A 14,185-nucleotide genomic window follows, 5' to 3' on the forward strand; every position below is an offset into this window, starting at 1 on the left:
AACGCGTTGCCGGCGTGTTTCCCGGCGTGCTTTTCCCTGTGGCAAGGAGTTTCGATGACGTATGTCGACCTGTTCGAATCCGCGGTGCGATTGCTCGAAGGGCCCGGCGGGGCGTTCGTGGTGCCACGGGGGCGGTGGCACCGACCGGAGGCGGACGGGCCCGCCGAGGTGATGTCCATCGGGGTGCGCGCCGGTACGCGCCCGGAGCCGCGCGCCGACGGGGCCGGGGTGCGGGGATGACCGGGGTGAGGGGTGGGACGACGACCGGGGCGACCGTGACGATCGCGGCTTCGGGTGGGGTTGGGCGGGGGCAGCCGAGTACCCGGTTGTTGCTGCTGGTCGTGTTGACCGTGCAGTTCACCGTCGCGTTGGACATGTCGGTGGTCAATGTCGCGCTGCCGGACATCCGTGACGACCTGGGCTTCGGCGTCGACGGGCTGCCGTGGGTGGTCAACGCGTATGCGCTGAGCTTCGGCGGGTTGTTGATGCTCGGCGGGCGCGTCGGCGACCTGGCGGGACGGCGGCGCACGCTGATCGGCGGCCTGACCGTGTTCGGCCTGGCCGGGCTGGCGGGCGGCTTCGCCTCCTCGCCCGGGGCGCTGATCGCCGCCCGTGCGGTACAGGGGGTCGGAGCCGCGGCGCTGGCGCCGGTGGCGTTCGCGCTGATCACGGTGACCTTCCCGGCCGGGCCGGCCCGTTCCCGGGCGCTCGGCCTGTGGGGTGCGACGGCGGCGGCCGGGGGTGCGTGCGGGGTGCTGATCGGCGGACTGCTGACCGAGTCGGCGGGATGGCAGGCGGTGATGTTGATCAACGTGCCGATCGTGGCTTTCGCGCTGCTCGCCGCCCGGCGACTGCCCGGCGACCGACCCGCGCGGGGCGCCGGCGGCGGGCTCGATCCGGCGGGGGCGCTGCTGGTCACCGCCGGGGCGACCACGCTGGTCCTGGGTGTGGTGCGGGCCGAACGGCAGGGCTGGGGCTCGGCGGTCACGATCGGTACGCTCACGGCCGCGGTGGTGTTGCTTGTTGCCTTCGTCCTGGTCGAACTGCGGGTCGCCACGCCGCTGTTGCGGATGGGACTGTTGCGGCGTCGGCCGGTGGTCGGGGCGAACCTGTTCATGATGTTGTTGTTCTCCGGGCAGTTCGCCGCGTTCTACTTCACCTCGCTGTATCTCCAGCAGGTGCTCGGCTACGGTCCGGCCGCCGCCGGGGTGGCGTTCCTGCCCTTCTCGCTCGGGGTGTTGATCGGCTCGGTGCTGGCCACCAAGGTGGTGGCCCGGGTCGGGCTCGGGCGGTTGCTCGCGCTGGGCGGGGTGCTGGTGGGGGTCGGCTTCGGGTGGTTCGGCCTGGCCTTCGATGCCGACGGTACGTTCCTGCGCTCGATCCTGGGGCCGTCGCTGGTCGCGAGCATCGGCGCGGGCCTGTGCTTCGTACCGCTGGGTACCGCCGCCACCTCCGGCGTGGCCGCGCACGAGGCGGGCATGGCGGGCGGATTGATCAACAGTTCGCGCCAGATCGGCGGTTCGATCGGGCTGGCCGCGCTGGTCACCCTGGCCGCGTCGGTGACCGGACCCGACGAGGGCGCGTCGAAGCGGGAACTCGCCCACGGCTACGCGGTATCGCTCGGTGCGGCGGGTGGATTGTTGCTGGTCGCCGCGGTGCTCGCGGTGCTGCTGGTGCCGACGAAGTCGACGATGACGTAAGAGAGTTCGGGCGTCGGGTGTGGGTCGTCGAGGTGCGCCGTGCTGCCGCGTCGTGGTGAAAGGACCCGTTGGTGGGTGTGCGGCACCGTCGGGCGCGGGCAGGATTGACGGAGTGTGGCAGGTCGGGTACCTGCCGGTGACCGGAGCGTCCGTGGGTCGAACGGCGGTGCGGGCGGGCGGAGTCGACTGCGAAGGGGGCGGTGATGGGTGTGCTCGGGCGGGTGTGTCGGCGGGTGGTGACGGTGGTGGTCGCGGCCGGGGTCGTGGTGCCGCTGGGGGTGGTGGTCGCGGCGCCGACGAGTGCGGCGGCCACGGCGTGTACCTCGCGGACCGGGCCGTATCAGCGGCAGGTGGAGGCGGCGCTCGGACTGCCGGTGGACGGGCGGGAGTCCGAGGCCGACTGCCGGGCCATCCGGACGTACCAGGCCGACAACGGCATTCGCCCGGCGGCCGGTTACGCCGGTCCGGTCACCTACGCGGCGCTCCAGCGGCGGTCCGCCGGCGGGGAGGGTGGGTGTCCGACCGATGTCGGGCGGATCGCGTGTGTGGACCTCGGCCGGCAGGTCAGCTGGATCCAGGACGGCGCGAAGCGGGTGTACGGGCCGGTGCAGATTCGTTCGGGGCGGGCCGACTTCGCCACCCGCACCGGGTTGCACAAGGTCTACTACCGGGCGCTCAACCATTGGTCGACGCTCTACGACGTGGCGATGCCGTACAGCCAGTTCTTCGACGGCGGCATCGCCTTCCACGCGATCGACGGCTCGGTCACCTCGCCGCCCGGCTCGCACGGCTGCGTCAACATGCGGCCGGCGGACGCGAAGGCCTACTGGGACCTGCTGCACACCGGCGACGAGGTGTACGTGTACGGCCGCAAGTCCGGTACATGATCACCGAGTTGTGCCACCCAGGGCGCCGGCGGGGGAGGTCGGTGGTCAGACCGCGCGCAGCGCGCCCGGGTGGCGGCCCGTGAGGTGGTCGAGCGCGGCGGAGGTGGGTTCGTCGCAGGGGAGGTAGACGACCAGCGTCTGGTCGACGTCGGCGAGGTCCAGGATCTCGCGTTCCAGGCGCAGTTCGCCCGCCTCCGGGTGAGCCAGCCGCTCCACGCCGACCCGGCGCGACGGGATGGCCGGCGCGGCCAGTCGGCGGCTGAACACGGTGCCGGCGGTGATCGCGAGGCCGTCCAGGAAATCCTGGACGTAGGGATCGGCGAACGAGGCGGCCGTGCGCAGGATCGCGGCGTGTTCGTCGGCTATCCGCTCCCAGTCGGGGTAGGCCGCGCGGGCCCGGGGATCGGTGAACACGTAGCGCACCAGGTTGGGTTGGTCCGGGTCGAGGATGCCGAGGGGGCGGGCCAGCCGCTCGTAGCCGTTGGTGAACGCCAGGACGTCGCCGAGCCGGTCGACCAGCAGCGCGGGGGCCGGTTCGAGCCGGTCGAGCAGGGCGCGAACGGTGGGCCGGATCGTGCGGGTGGGCGGCTCGACCGCCGCGTACGAGAACGCGTTGCCGGTGGCGGCCCGGGCGAGCAGGCGCACGTGGACCCGCTCCTCCGAGGTCAACCGGAGCGCGTCGGCGAGCGCGGCCAGCACCTGGCCGGAGGGGCGTCGGTCGCGCCCCTGCTCCAATCGCGTCAGGTATTCCACGCTGACCCCCGCCAGGCCCGCCAACTCGGACCGCCGCAACCCCGGAGCACGGCGCCGGGGCCCGTCGGGCAGCCCGACTTCGGCAGGCGTGACCGCCGCGCGACGGTCACGGAGGAAGTCACCAAGCTCGTTCTCACTCACGGCCCGAAGTCTAAGGCGCGCCGACACCGGGGCGGTTGCCGCTTGTTGCCGGTGCCTCGCGGGGTGGGGCCGGCGCGCGGTGGGTTGCGTGGGGCGGGGGAGAGGCACGGGGTGAGTGGGGCGGGGCGCCGGGGGTGTGCGGTCGAGTGGGGTGCTGCACGCGGGAGTTGCCGACGACCGGGACGGGCCGGAGATGCGGTGAGTCGGTCTGGGGGCCGGGGGCGTGAGGTCGGGGGGCGTACGCGGGAGTTGTGGGGTGGCCGGGGCGGGTCGGGCGAGGCGCCGGGGCCGGGGCCTCGCGAGAGGGTGGGAGCGGGCAGGGGGCGGGGCGGGCGTTCAGGTCGTCGGCCCGGTTCTGCCCGTGTGTTGCCCGTCGGTTCGACTCCTGGGCGTGTCGACTCGGCTCGGTGGCGTTCGCCCGGTGTCCGGCGGCGTGGTCGGGGTGCCGGGGTGGGCGGGTGAGTGGGACAGGGGCCGGGGTGGGGCGTCGGGGTCGTGGCGTCGGCTGTGGCGGAGCGTAGGGGAGTGCGGGCGGCGTCGCCGCTGAGGTCCCGTGGTGGTGTCCCGGGGGGGTGACGTCATGTGACGTCAAGTTGTGGCGTGGTCGGCTTGCCATGACGTCATTGTGGCGTCATGATGACGTCATGGACCTCACGCCTTATGTCGACAAGCTCTGCCGTGAACTGGCGGTTGCCGCCGAGGCGAACGGTGCGGAGGCGCGGGCGCTTGCCGAGCGGTTGATCGGGCCGCTCGAATCGGCGACCAGGCTCGCGCTGCTGAGTGCGCTGTCCGCCGCCGCCGACGAGATCAGCCGCGACCTGGCGCCGGGGTCGGTCGACATGCGATTGCGGGGGCTCGACCCGGACTTCGTGGTGTCGCCGGCGGTCGCCCGCTCGTTCGAGGAGGCCGGCGGAGGTGCCTTCGACGACGAGCCGGACGAGCGTCCCGGGCCGCCGCCGGCCGCGTCCGCGCCGGAGCCCGAGGAGGGCGGTACGGCGCGGATCACGCTGCGGCTCGCCGAGCACGTCAAGCCTCGGATCGAACAGGCCGCCGGTCGGGCGGGCCTGTCCGTCAACGCCTGGCTGGCCCGTACGGTGACCGCCGCGCTCGACCCCGCCGAGGAGCGCGGGCGGGAACGGCGCGGCACGTCACGCACCAGGCAGCGGTATACGGGCTGGGTGCGGTGACCCGATGCGCGGCCGGCGACCCCGGGAAACGCCGGCAGCCGGCACTCGACGGCGCCTGCCGCGAGACACGCCCGATCGGCCCGCGCCCTTGCGGGCGGCGTGTGCGTGCGCAACCGAGTACGCCCCTACGGAGTACGACCTTCAACTCCCAGGACGGGATGCCATGCCTACTTTCGATACTCCCAAGCCGATCTTCGCCACCGTCGACCTGGTCGTCGGCAGCCTTCGGATCAGCGCGAGCGACCGCGTCGACACGGTCGTGGAGGTACGCCCCACCGACCCGTCGCACACCGCGTCCGTGCAGGCCGCCGAGCAGACGTCGGTCACCTGCTCCTCGGGGCGACTGTCGGTGCGCGTGCCCAGGAACAAGAGCCGTTCGTTCTTCGGGCGCAGTGCTTCGGTGGACGTCACGATCGAGTTGCCCACCGGCTCTCGAATCGAGGGCCAGGCTGCCGCCGCGGACATCCACGTCGAGGGGCGGGTCGGCGAGACCCGGCTCTCGGTCGCCTCGGGGGACATCCGACTGGATCGCACGGGCGCACTACGGCTGAACTCCACCTCCGGTGACGTCTCGGTGGCGCATTCGGTGGGCCACACCGACATCAGCGCGGCGGCGGGCGAGATCCGGGTCGGCAAGATCGACGGCACGGCGGTGGTTCGCAACACCGCCGGCGGCATCTCGCTCGGTGCGGTCAGTGGCGACCTGCGCCTGAACAGCACACTCGGCGACATCACCGTGGACCGGGCGCTGACCACCGTCGGCGCCAAGACCGTGTCCGGCAGCGTCCGGATCGGCGAGGTGGTGCACGGCGCGATCCGGCTGGAGACCGCGTCCGGCGAACTGGAGGTGGGGATCCGCGAGGGTACCGCCGCCTGGCTCGACCTGAACTCCATGGCCGGCAAGGTGCATACCTCGTTGGACTCGGTCGACGGCCCGGCGCCGACCGACGACACGGTCGACGTGCGTGCCCGCACGCTCTCGGGCGACATCGTGATCCGTCGGTCCTGACGTCCGAAGCACGCAGCGGAGAGGACAGCTCATGTGGGCCGCACCCGAAGTGTCCGGCGGCGTCTGGCCGTTACCGCATCCGGTGCCGATTCCGCTGCTGTGCGCGGTACTGATCCTCGCGGCCCTGGCGCCGTTGGAGCGGTGGCGTCGGCAGCGGGAGATCGTGCGGCGTCGCACCGATCGGCTCGCCGGTCGGGAGGTCGCGCCGGCCGCTGTCCGTTCCGCCGTGCCATGTGGCGCCATGCGGTCGGACGCGCGATCGGGCGCTCGATCCCGTACGCGGTTCGGTGCTCGATCTGCGACACGCGCGATCGGGCAAATGTCGGAATCGATGACAATTCCGACGGAACATGGGGGCGAATCGCGGCGAACGGCCGCTACGAACCCGCAGGGAGTACTCATGCCCGTGACCGCCGACCTCGACAAGCTGCTCGACAAGGCCTACGAGAACAAGACGCTCAGCGAGGTCCTGGCCGCGCCGGTCGCCGGACTGGCCGGGATCACCGACGCGCACGCCGAGCACCTGGCGTCGTTGAAGATCACCACCATCGGCGACCTGGGCCGCAACAAGTACTTCCGCTGGGCCGCATCGCTCGCCGACCTCCAGGACAGCGGCGCCAAGTAGCCGGGCCGTCGGCGCGGTTGCTCGGCCCGGGGTCAGCCGGCCGGGTCGGTTTCCAGGGCCAGGAGCAGGTCCACCCGGTCCCGGGCGGAGAACAGGTCACGGCCCGTCAGATCCCGTACCCGGCCCATGCGTTGGTGCAGTGCGCTGACGTGTACGCCGAGCGCCCCGGCGCAGCGCTGCCAGGCGCCGTTGGCGGCCAGGAACGCGGCCAGGGTGTCGATCAGGTCGGTGCCGTGTTCCGCGTCGTACGCCCGCAGCCCGCCCAACACCCGCTCCGCGAACGCGGCGCGCACGGGCGGGGGGACCGCGGTGAGCAGTGCCGGGTATGCGTCGATCTCGGGGCCTTCGGCCACGGTGAGCCGGCCGGGGCGCGTCCATGCGAGGTCCCGCGCGCCCCTGGCCTCGGCCAATGCCGTCCCCCACGTGGGTGACGTCCCGGCAATGCCGATCGCCAGGCGCTCGGCCCCGAGGAGCGGCTCCCACCAGTCGGCCGCCCGCTCCAGCGCACGAGCGACGCGCGTCGCGCCGCCGGGCCCCGTTCCGGCCGCGGCGAACACGACCACCTCGGCCTTGCCGACGGCCACCACCCACTGTGCGGTCGGCTCCTCGTCCAGTGCGTACTCGATCAGGTCGATGACCAGGCGTGCGGTCGCCGCGTCGGCGCCGTGGCCCGCGGCCGAGCAGACGATCGGCGCCGCGTCGGGCGGGAGGCCGGCCGCACCCAGGCGGGCCCGAATCGTGTCCGGGGCCGCATCCGACTCGACGAGGTCGACCAACTCCCACGCGTGGCCCTGCTCCACAGCCGCCCGCTCGGCGCGCCGCGCATCGCCGAGCACGAACAGGTCGGCCACGCGCGCCAGGGCCTCGTCCGTACGGCGATCCCCACCGCAGACCAGATACCCGACCGGACCGGCCCCGCGCCCCACGGCGAACACGGTGTCCCCACCCACCAGAATCGGCAACCCCTCACCACCCCGAGCCATGACCCGAGCCACCTCCCGACGCCCAGACCTGCCGAGAGAATGGCCCCCCGGCGGGCCCTCACCGAACGCCGCCCCCTGTGGGACGACGGGTTCGCGCGACGTCGTGGAGCCGGGCGGGGCCGGTGCGGCGGTGGGGGTGCTCGTGGCGGGTCGCTCCGGCGCGGTCGACCGGTCGGACGCCCCCGCGTCAGCCGACTCGTTCCACCCCGCCCTCCCGTCCGGCGACGGGGTCGCGGTTGCCAGGAGGCGGCCCGCAGGGGTGATCACATGGCACGGGGCGTCGAGTTCGGTGGCCAGTACCGTGAGCAAGGCCTGGGTGTCGGCGCCGTTGGTCAGGGCCGTGAGCAGACGGGTCTGGCGGCTGGGGGAGCGTTCGGTGGTGGGATCGGACTCCCGGGCCATGCGGTGGGCGACCACCTCGGCGATGCGGACCGCCGGGATCGAGTGCGGCGCCAGGAACAGCGGCAGGCCGGCCCGAACACAGGCCTCGACCAGGGGATATGGCACATCGTCGGGACCGGGCTCGGGCACCGGCGGCCGGGGCGAGAGCACCAGGGCCGCCGCGCCGTTCGTGGCGAGGGCGCGGACGAGGTGTGCGGACTCGGCGGGGGATGCGGGCACTTCGCCGGCCACCACGAGTTCGCCGCCGGCCAGACCCCGGCCCGGGGCAATGGGATCGTACGCCGACACGCGCCGCACCTCGCGGCCGAGCCGCCCCGTACCCGCCAGCAGGGCCAGTCGCAGCTCGGGCATGCCCAACAAATCCTCGACCCGCACCGCCGTGCCCCCAAGCCCGTCGCCGTCCATATCGTTCGAATGATCGTATGAACACGCGGCGCTCCGGATAGGGGCCTTCCACCCTTCGGCCGGATCCGGCCGATGCCGACGGTTGCCTCGGCCGCCGCGGCGGGCGGCTCTCGTGCCGATCGTCGCCGGGCCGTCCGAGGGAATGTGGCGTGTCGTCGACGACTGTGCCCACTCCCGGCGATGGCCGAAAAGCGCCCCCGCAGCGCGCCGGCCCGGCCGCCCATCACACCGGCACGGCCAACCGATACCCCCGCTTCGTCACCGTTTTGACCAGCCCCTTGTGCGGCCCCAGGGCGCTCCGCAGCCGGGCCACCGCGGCCTCGACCGCGTGTTCGTCCGCGCTCGCGCCCTGCCAGACGCGGCGCAGCAGTTCGGCGCGGCTGAGCACCCACCCCGGCTTTTCCGCCAGCGCCCGCAACACCGCGGCCGGCACCGGCGACAGCGCGATCACCCCGCCCCGGACCAGCACCGCGTTGCCCTGCAGCACCAGCCGGTCCGTCCCGGTGTCCAGTTCGCGCCGCACCCGCGCCGGCAGCGTCTCGGTGACCGTGCGCACCATCGACCCCAGCCGCCCGCGCTCCGGCCACAACGCCGGCACATCCTCCTCCGACAGCGGCTTCGCGCAGATCGCGCCGATGCACACCGTCAACACATCGGCGCGCAGCGCGTCCAGCACCTGCTCGCGCCGACCCGACTCGCCCGCCGCGGCCAAAAACGCGTCGATCGCCGGCGCGCTGGTGAACGTCATCGCGTGCACCTCGCCCCGGACCACCTGCTCCACCAGGCGCCGCACGGCCGCCGGGTCCTCCGGCGGCCCCCACCGATACACCGGCAACTCGATCACCTCGGCGCCGCGCTCGCGCAGCGCCGTCGCGAAGCCCTCCAGCGGCGCGCCGTGTTCCTGCACCGCGATCCGCCGCCCGCGCAGATCACGCGCCAACAACCAGTGCAGCAACTCGTCGTTGGCCTCCGAACCCGGCGAGTACATCTCGCGCAGCCCGGACGCGCGCACCGCGCCGGTGGCCTTGGGCCCACGGCTGATCACCGTCGCCGCCGCGCACACCCGCCGCACCTCGCCGGAACGCCCCCACCCCTCCGCCGCGTTCATCCACCCGCGCCAACCGACCCCGGTGGTGGCCACCACGTAGTCCAGCGGCTCGACCAGGCAGCGCTCGGTCGCCCGGCGCAACTCCCGGTCCTCCCGCAGCGGCACGATGCTCATCGTCGGAGTGCCCACGACCTTCGCGCCCCGGCGCTCCAGGAGCGCGACGAGTTCGTCGCGCCGCCGGGCCGCGGTGACCCCGACCGTGAGCCCGACGAGGGGTTCGGCCGCACCTGTACGAGTAACCATGTCGTGAGATTGACGGACCGGTGTTACGGACGTATTGCCGGGCGATCACCCCGGGGTAAGGCCGCGTGCCCGAATGGCACCCGATCGTGTCGGGCTTCTCACCGTCGCCGGCGCCCCGGGTGAGCCGGCCGTACCGCTCGCGCAACATCGGGGACCAGGACCCGTAACAGCGACTCGGGACGCTTCGGTGAGCAGCACTCGCCCCCCGGCCCCGCCTCGAAGGAGTCCATCCGTGACCGACGCCCAACAGACGCACGTGGTCCTGGTCGGCCACGGCATGGTCGGTCAGCGCTTCCTCGAAGCGCTGACCGAGGCCGAGCCGCGACCACCGGGGCTGCGCATCACGGTGTTGGCCGAGGAACCCCGGCGCGCCTACGACCGGGTGCACCTGACCTCGTGGTTCTCCGGCACCACGGCCGAGGAGTTGTCCCTGTGCGGTGACGGATTCGCCGCCGAGCACGGGATCGACATCCGGCTCGGCGACCCGGTCGAGACGATCGACCGCGCCGCCCGCACGGTGACCACCAGGGCAGGCCACACCGTCGGCTACGACACGCTCGTCCTGGCCACCGGCTCCTACGCGTTCGTGCCGCCCGTGCCCGGACACGACACCCCCGGCTGCTTCGTCTACCGCACGATCGAGGACCTGGAGGCGATCAAGGCCGCCGCCGAGCGGGCCCGGATCGGCGTGGTGGTCGGCGGCGGGCTGCTCGGCTTGGAGGCCGCCGGGGCGCTGACCGCGATGGGCCTGGACACCCACGTGGTCGAGTTCGCGCCACGCCTGATGGCGTTGCAGATCGACGACGGCGGCGGCCGGGTGTTGCGCCGCAAGATCCAGGACCTGGGCGTGACGGTACACACCGGCGCCGGCACCCAAGCGATCGTGGACCGGGCGGGTCGGGTCGCCGGCATGGTGCTGTCCGACGGCACCGAACTGGCCACCGACCTGGTGGTCTTCTCCGCCGGGGTACGCCCCCGCGACCGGCTCGCCCGCGCGGCCGGGCTGGCGGTCGGCGAACGCGGCGGGATCGTGGTGGACGAGTACTGCCGCACCGACGACCCGCACGTGCTGGCCATCGGGGAATGCGCGCTGGCCGTCGACGGGCGGGTGTACGGCCTGGTCGCGCCGGGCTATGCGATGGCCGAGGTGGCCGCCCGGCAGCTCGCCGCCGGCCCGCCCGACCCGGACCGCACCTTCACCGGCGCCGACCTGTCCACCAGCCTCAAACTGCTCGGCGTGGACGTGGCCGGCTTCGGCGACGCGCACGGGGTCGCCGAGGACTGCGTGGAGGTGCTGTACTCGGATCCGCTCGCCGGCGTGTACAAGAAGCTGGTGATCGGCGCCGACGGCCGGCTGCTCGGCGGCGTCCTGGTCGGCGACGCCGACGCGTACGCCCAGCTGCGCCCGCTCACCGGCAGCCCGCTTCCCGTCCCGCCCGAACAGCTGGTGCTGCCCGCCGCCGCCGGCCCGCGCGTGCGACTCGCGCTGCCCGACACGGCCGTGGTCTGCTCCTGCCACGGCGTCGCCAAGGGCACCATCCGGGCCGCGGTCACCGAGCACGACGTGGTCGACGTACCCGGCATCAAACGGTGCACCAAGGCCGGTACCGGCTGCGGCGGTTGTGTGAAGCTGATCGGCAGCATCGTCACGGAGGAACTGGCCGCGGCGGGCATCGAGACCCGGCGCGGGCTGTGCGAGCACTTCGCCCGCTACACCCGCGCCGAGCTGTACGAGATCGTCCGGGTCAAGGGCATCGGCGGCTTCGCCCGGCTGATCGACGAACACGGCAGCGTCGAGGGGCCCGACGCGGACGGCTGCGAGATCTGCAAACCCGCCGTCGGCTCCATCCTGGCGAGCCTGTCCGGCGGGCACATCCTGGACGGCGAACAGGCCGCGCTGCAGGACACCAACGACCACTTCCTGGCCAACCTCCAGCGCAACGGCTCCTATTCGGTGGTGCCGCGCATCCCCGGCGGCGAGGTCACCCCCGAGGGGCTGATCACGATCGGCGAGATCGCCCGGGACTTCGGCCTCTACACCAAGATCACCGGTGGTCAGCGCATCGACATGTTCGGCGCCACCGTCGACCAGCTCCCGAGCATCTGGCAGCGCCTGGTGGCGGCCGGATTCGAGTCGGGCCACGCGTACGGCAAGGCACTGCGCACGGTGAAGTCGTGTGTGGGGCAGACCTGGTGCCGCTACGGCGTGCAGGACTCGGTGGCGCTCGCGATCGAGTTGGAACTGCGCTATCGGGGCCTGCGCTCGCCGCACAAGCTCAAGTCCGCGGTGAGCGGCTGCACCCGGGAGTGCGCGGAGGCGCAGAGCAAGGACTTCGGAGTGATCGCCACCGCCGAGGGCTGGAACCTGTACGTCGGCGGCAACGGCGGCACCACCCCGCGCCACGCCGAACTGCTCGCGAGCGACCTCGACCACGACACGCTGATCCGCACCATCGACCGCTTCCTGATGTTCTACATCCGCACCGCCGACCGCCTGGAGCGCACCGCGTCGTGGCTGACCCGGATCGAGGGTGGCCTCGACCACGTCCGCGCGGTGGTCATGGACGACGCACTGGGGATCTGCGCCGACCTGGACGAGTTGATGGCCCGGCACGTGGAGACCTACGAGGACGAATGGGCCGCGACGCTGGCCGACCCGGAACGGGTGCGCCGCTTCGTGTCGTTCGCCAACGCGCCGGGCGTGCCGGACCCCACCGTGCGGTTCACCGCGGAGCGCGAGCAGATCAAGCCGGTGTTGTTCGAGAGGTTGGAGGTGCGCGGGCGATGAGCGGCCGAGCGGGAGCGGGGCGGATCCGTGGTGTTGGGGACAGGGGAGGTGCGTGGGTGACGGGTACGACCGGGACCGCCGTCGAGACGACGGTCGAGATCGCCGCCGGGACCGGGTGGGTCACGATCTGCCCGTACGACCGGCTGACCCCGGGGCGGGGCGTGGCGGCGCTGATCGAGGGCGAGCAGGTCGCCGTCTTCCGCACGCGCGCGGGCGAGTTGTACGCGTTGGGCAACCGCGACCCGTTCAGCGGCGCCTACGTCATGTCGCGCGGCATCGTGGGTCGGCGCGGCGAGGTGCCGATCGTCACGTCACCGATGTACCAGCAGGCGTTCGACCTGCGCACGGGCGAGTGCCTGGACGAGCCGACCACGCCGGACGGGACGCCGGCGGCGCTGTCGACCTGGCGGGTGCGGGCCCGTTCCTGAATCGCCGCCGGGCGAGGGCGCAGCGTCGCGCTCTCGCCCGGCGGCCCGGTGTCACGACGCGTCGGCGGGTGCGATGTTGTGGTTGCCGGTGAAGAGGTTGTCGGGGTCGTGCGCCGCCTTGAGGTCGCGCAGCCGGGTCCAACTCCGCGGGTCGTACATCGACGCGACCTTGTCCGGGTCGCTGGGAACGCCGTCGCCGTAGACGAAGTTGAGGTTGCGCCCGACGGACAGCGGGGCGAGCACGGCGTGGACGTCGGCCAGCAACGCGCGCGCGGCGTCCGGCCCCGGGCCCTCGACCATCGCCACCACGCGCACGATGTAGCCCGCGTCGCGCCCGCCGACCGCGTTGGGCACCGAGGGCTGCCGGGACAGCGCGCCGCCGAGGTGGCGCACCTCGTGCACGACCATCATCGGCGCGTTCGGACCGGTCAGTTCGTACACCTTGCCCGCCACGGCGGCGTCCAGGTCGCGGACCAGGACGTTGTCGCCGAGGTAGGCGTGCGGGTAGGTCGGGTCGGCGTGGATCGTGTGCGAGTCGGCGTACGGCAGGTCGGCCAGGTTGTCCACCAGGCGCGGGCCGATCGCCCGCAGCGGGGCCACCAGGCGCTCCCCGTCGGCGGCGTCGCCGCTGTACACGATCTTGATCGCCGCGGTGTGCCGGCCCCGCAGCGGCGGCGGCACCTGCTCGATGTCGGGCAGGCCGATGAACAGGATCGAGGAGGTCAGCTCCTCCGGGACGGTCTCGGTCCAGGCCAGATACGCCGCGGTCGCCGCCTCGACCAGGTCGGCGTCGAAGATCAGCGAGCCGCCGTACACCCGCGCCACCGGCACCAGGTCGACCTCGATCGAGGTGACGATGCCGAAGTTGTCCCGCCCGCCGCGCAGCGCCCAGAACAGGTCCGGGTCGCTCTCGGCGGTGACGTGGCGCAGCGTGGCTTCGGCGGTGACGACGTCGATGGCGCGGACGTGGTCGGCCGCGTAGCCGTACTCCCGGGCGAGCAGGCTCAGGCCGCCGCCGAGGGTGTAGGCGACGACGCCGACGTGCGGCGCCGAGCCGTTGAGCGGGGCAAGCCCGTGCGGGGTACTCGCGGTCACCACGGCCTCCCAGCGGGCGCCGGCCTGGGCCCACGCGGTCCGGGCGATCGGGTCGACGCGTACCTCGGCCATCCGGCGGGTGGAGATCAGCAGGCCCCCGGGCGCGGCGTCGGCGGGCGCGTGTCCGGTGGCCTGGACCGACACGCGCAGCGCGTGCGTGCGGGCGAACTCGACGGCGAGCCGCACGTCCTCGGCGCAGGCGGCGGCCACGATCAGCGCCGGTCGCTGTCGGAACGCCGTCTGGAATCCGATGCGTTCGGTGTCGTAGCCGGGGTCCTCGGGGGTGAGCGCGGCGCCGGACAGGTGTGTGTTCAAGGCCTTGACCGCGACGGCGAACTCCGGGTCGTGCTCGGGGGCGGGGGAGGGGGCGTTGGTCGCGGTCACGGGTGACTCCTGATCTCGGGCGGCCGATGCGCGTCCCACTCTCTCCC

At 73.1% G+C, this 14,185-nt stretch carries 12 protein-coding genes; 8 read left to right on the plus strand and 4 right to left on the minus strand.

Annotation, left to right across the window (positions count from 1 at the left end):
* Positions 1–54 precede the first annotated feature (54 nt).
* From ACWGR4_RS06850 to ACWGR4_RS06860, 3 genes are all read left to right on the plus strand, one after another.
* Positions 55–240 (plus strand): hypothetical protein, encoded by a 186-nt coding sequence (locus ACWGR4_RS06850; protein WP_452129665.1) that lies wholly within the window; start codon positions 55–57, stop codon positions 238–240.
* A complete protein-coding gene (locus ACWGR4_RS06855; RefSeq protein WP_452129664.1) occupies positions 237–1,700 on the plus strand; it encodes an MFS transporter in 1,464 nt (487 codons plus the stop codon). The genes ACWGR4_RS06850 and ACWGR4_RS06855 overlap by 4 nt, the downstream gene beginning before the upstream one ends.
* A 203-nt stretch (positions 1,701–1,903) precedes the next feature.
* Entirely contained in the window at positions 1,904–2,587 is a 684-nt protein-coding gene (locus ACWGR4_RS06860; RefSeq protein WP_380001452.1) for a L,D-transpeptidase family protein, read from the plus strand.
* Between the two features lie 45 nt (positions 2,588–2,632).
* Here the strand turns inward: ACWGR4_RS06860 and ACWGR4_RS06865 are convergent, their stop codons facing one another.
* A complete protein-coding gene (locus ACWGR4_RS06865) occupies positions 2,633–3,481 on the minus strand; it encodes a helix-turn-helix domain-containing protein (RefSeq protein ID WP_452129663.1) in 849 nt (282 codons plus the stop codon).
* A gap of 644 nt (positions 3,482–4,125) precedes the next feature.
* On the opposite strand from ACWGR4_RS06865, the gene ACWGR4_RS06870 reads away from it, so the two are divergent.
* From ACWGR4_RS06870 to ACWGR4_RS06880, 3 genes are all read left to right on the plus strand, one after another.
* Positions 4,126–4,668: a hypothetical protein gene (locus ACWGR4_RS06870; protein WP_452129662.1), complete on the plus strand. Its 543-nt coding sequence runs from the start codon at positions 4,126–4,128 to the stop codon at positions 4,666–4,668.
* Between the two features lie 163 nt (positions 4,669–4,831).
* Complete coding sequence (locus ACWGR4_RS06875) at positions 4,832–5,677, plus strand: DUF4097 family beta strand repeat-containing protein (protein WP_452129661.1); 846 nt, start codon at positions 4,832–4,834, stop codon at positions 5,675–5,677.
* A 400-nt stretch (positions 5,678–6,077) separates the two neighbouring features.
* Positions 6,078–6,302, plus strand: a complete 225-nt coding sequence (locus tag ACWGR4_RS06880; RefSeq protein WP_078974137.1) for a hypothetical protein — start codon at positions 6,078–6,080, stop codon at positions 6,300–6,302.
* A gap of 32 nt (positions 6,303–6,334) precedes the next feature.
* Here ACWGR4_RS06880 and ACWGR4_RS06885 read toward each other — a convergent pair whose 3' ends face one another.
* Together ACWGR4_RS06885 and ACWGR4_RS06890 are read right to left on the minus strand one after the other, a co-directional pair.
* Positions 6,335–8,038 (minus strand): helix-turn-helix domain-containing protein, encoded by a 1,704-nt coding sequence (locus ACWGR4_RS06885; RefSeq protein WP_452129660.1) that lies wholly within the window; start codon positions 8,036–8,038, stop codon positions 6,335–6,337.
* 277 nt (positions 8,039–8,315) lie between these two features.
* Positions 8,316–9,443 (minus strand): uroporphyrinogen-III synthase, encoded by a 1,128-nt coding sequence (locus tag ACWGR4_RS06890; protein ID WP_452129659.1) that lies wholly within the window; start codon positions 9,441–9,443, stop codon positions 8,316–8,318.
* 277 nt (positions 9,444–9,720) lie between these two features.
* On the opposite strand from ACWGR4_RS06890, the gene nirB reads away from it, so the two are divergent.
* Positions 9,721–12,231 carry a nitrite reductase large subunit NirB gene (gene nirB, locus ACWGR4_RS06895; protein ID WP_452129683.1) on the plus strand — a complete coding sequence of 837 codons (2,511 nt, stop codon included), beginning with the start codon at positions 9,721–9,723 and terminating at the stop codon, positions 12,229–12,231.
* A 56-nt stretch (positions 12,232–12,287) separates the two neighbouring features.
* A complete protein-coding gene (nirD, locus tag ACWGR4_RS06900; protein ID WP_380001464.1) occupies positions 12,288–12,659 on the plus strand; it encodes a nitrite reductase small subunit NirD in 372 nt (123 codons plus the stop codon).
* Between the two features lie 51 nt (positions 12,660–12,710).
* Here the strand turns inward: nirD and ACWGR4_RS06905 are convergent, their stop codons facing one another.
* Positions 12,711–14,138, minus strand: a complete 1,428-nt coding sequence (locus ACWGR4_RS06905; RefSeq protein WP_452129658.1) for an FAD-binding oxidoreductase — start codon at positions 14,136–14,138, stop codon at positions 12,711–12,713.
* Positions 14,139–14,185 lie beyond the last annotated feature (47 nt).

It is taken from the genome of Embleya sp. NPDC055664, from assembly GCF_053618075.1.

What these genes read in the sequence shown, in the direction of transcription:
- ACWGR4_RS06870 (WP_452129662.1), top strand. Translation starts at nt 4,126, where the DNA reads ATGGACCTCACGCCTTATGTCGACAAGCTCTGCCGTGAACTGGCGGTT.
- ACWGR4_RS06885 (WP_452129660.1), bottom strand. Translation starts at nt 8,038, where the DNA reads ATGCCCGAGCTGCGACTGGCCCTGCTGGCGGGTACGGGGCGGCTCGGC.
- ACWGR4_RS06850 (WP_452129665.1), top strand. Translation starts at nt 55, where the DNA reads ATGACGTATGTCGACCTGTTCGAATCCGCGGTGCGATTGCTCGAAGGG.
- ACWGR4_RS06860 (WP_380001452.1), top strand. Translation starts at nt 1,904, where the DNA reads ATGGGTGTGCTCGGGCGGGTGTGTCGGCGGGTGGTGACGGTGGTGGTC.
- nirB (WP_452129683.1), top strand. Translation starts at nt 9,721, where the DNA reads ATGGTCGGTCAGCGCTTCCTCGAAGCGCTGACCGAGGCCGAGCCGCGA.
- ACWGR4_RS06890 (WP_452129659.1), bottom strand. Translation starts at nt 9,443, where the DNA reads ATGGTTACTCGTACAGGTGCGGCCGAACCCCTCGTCGGGCTCACGGTC.
- ACWGR4_RS06855 (WP_452129664.1), top strand. Translation starts at nt 237, where the DNA reads ATGACCGGGGTGAGGGGTGGGACGACGACCGGGGCGACCGTGACGATC.
- ACWGR4_RS06875 (WP_452129661.1), top strand. Translation starts at nt 4,832, where the DNA reads ATGCCTACTTTCGATACTCCCAAGCCGATCTTCGCCACCGTCGACCTG.
- ACWGR4_RS06880 (WP_078974137.1), top strand. Translation starts at nt 6,078, where the DNA reads ATGCCCGTGACCGCCGACCTCGACAAGCTGCTCGACAAGGCCTACGAG.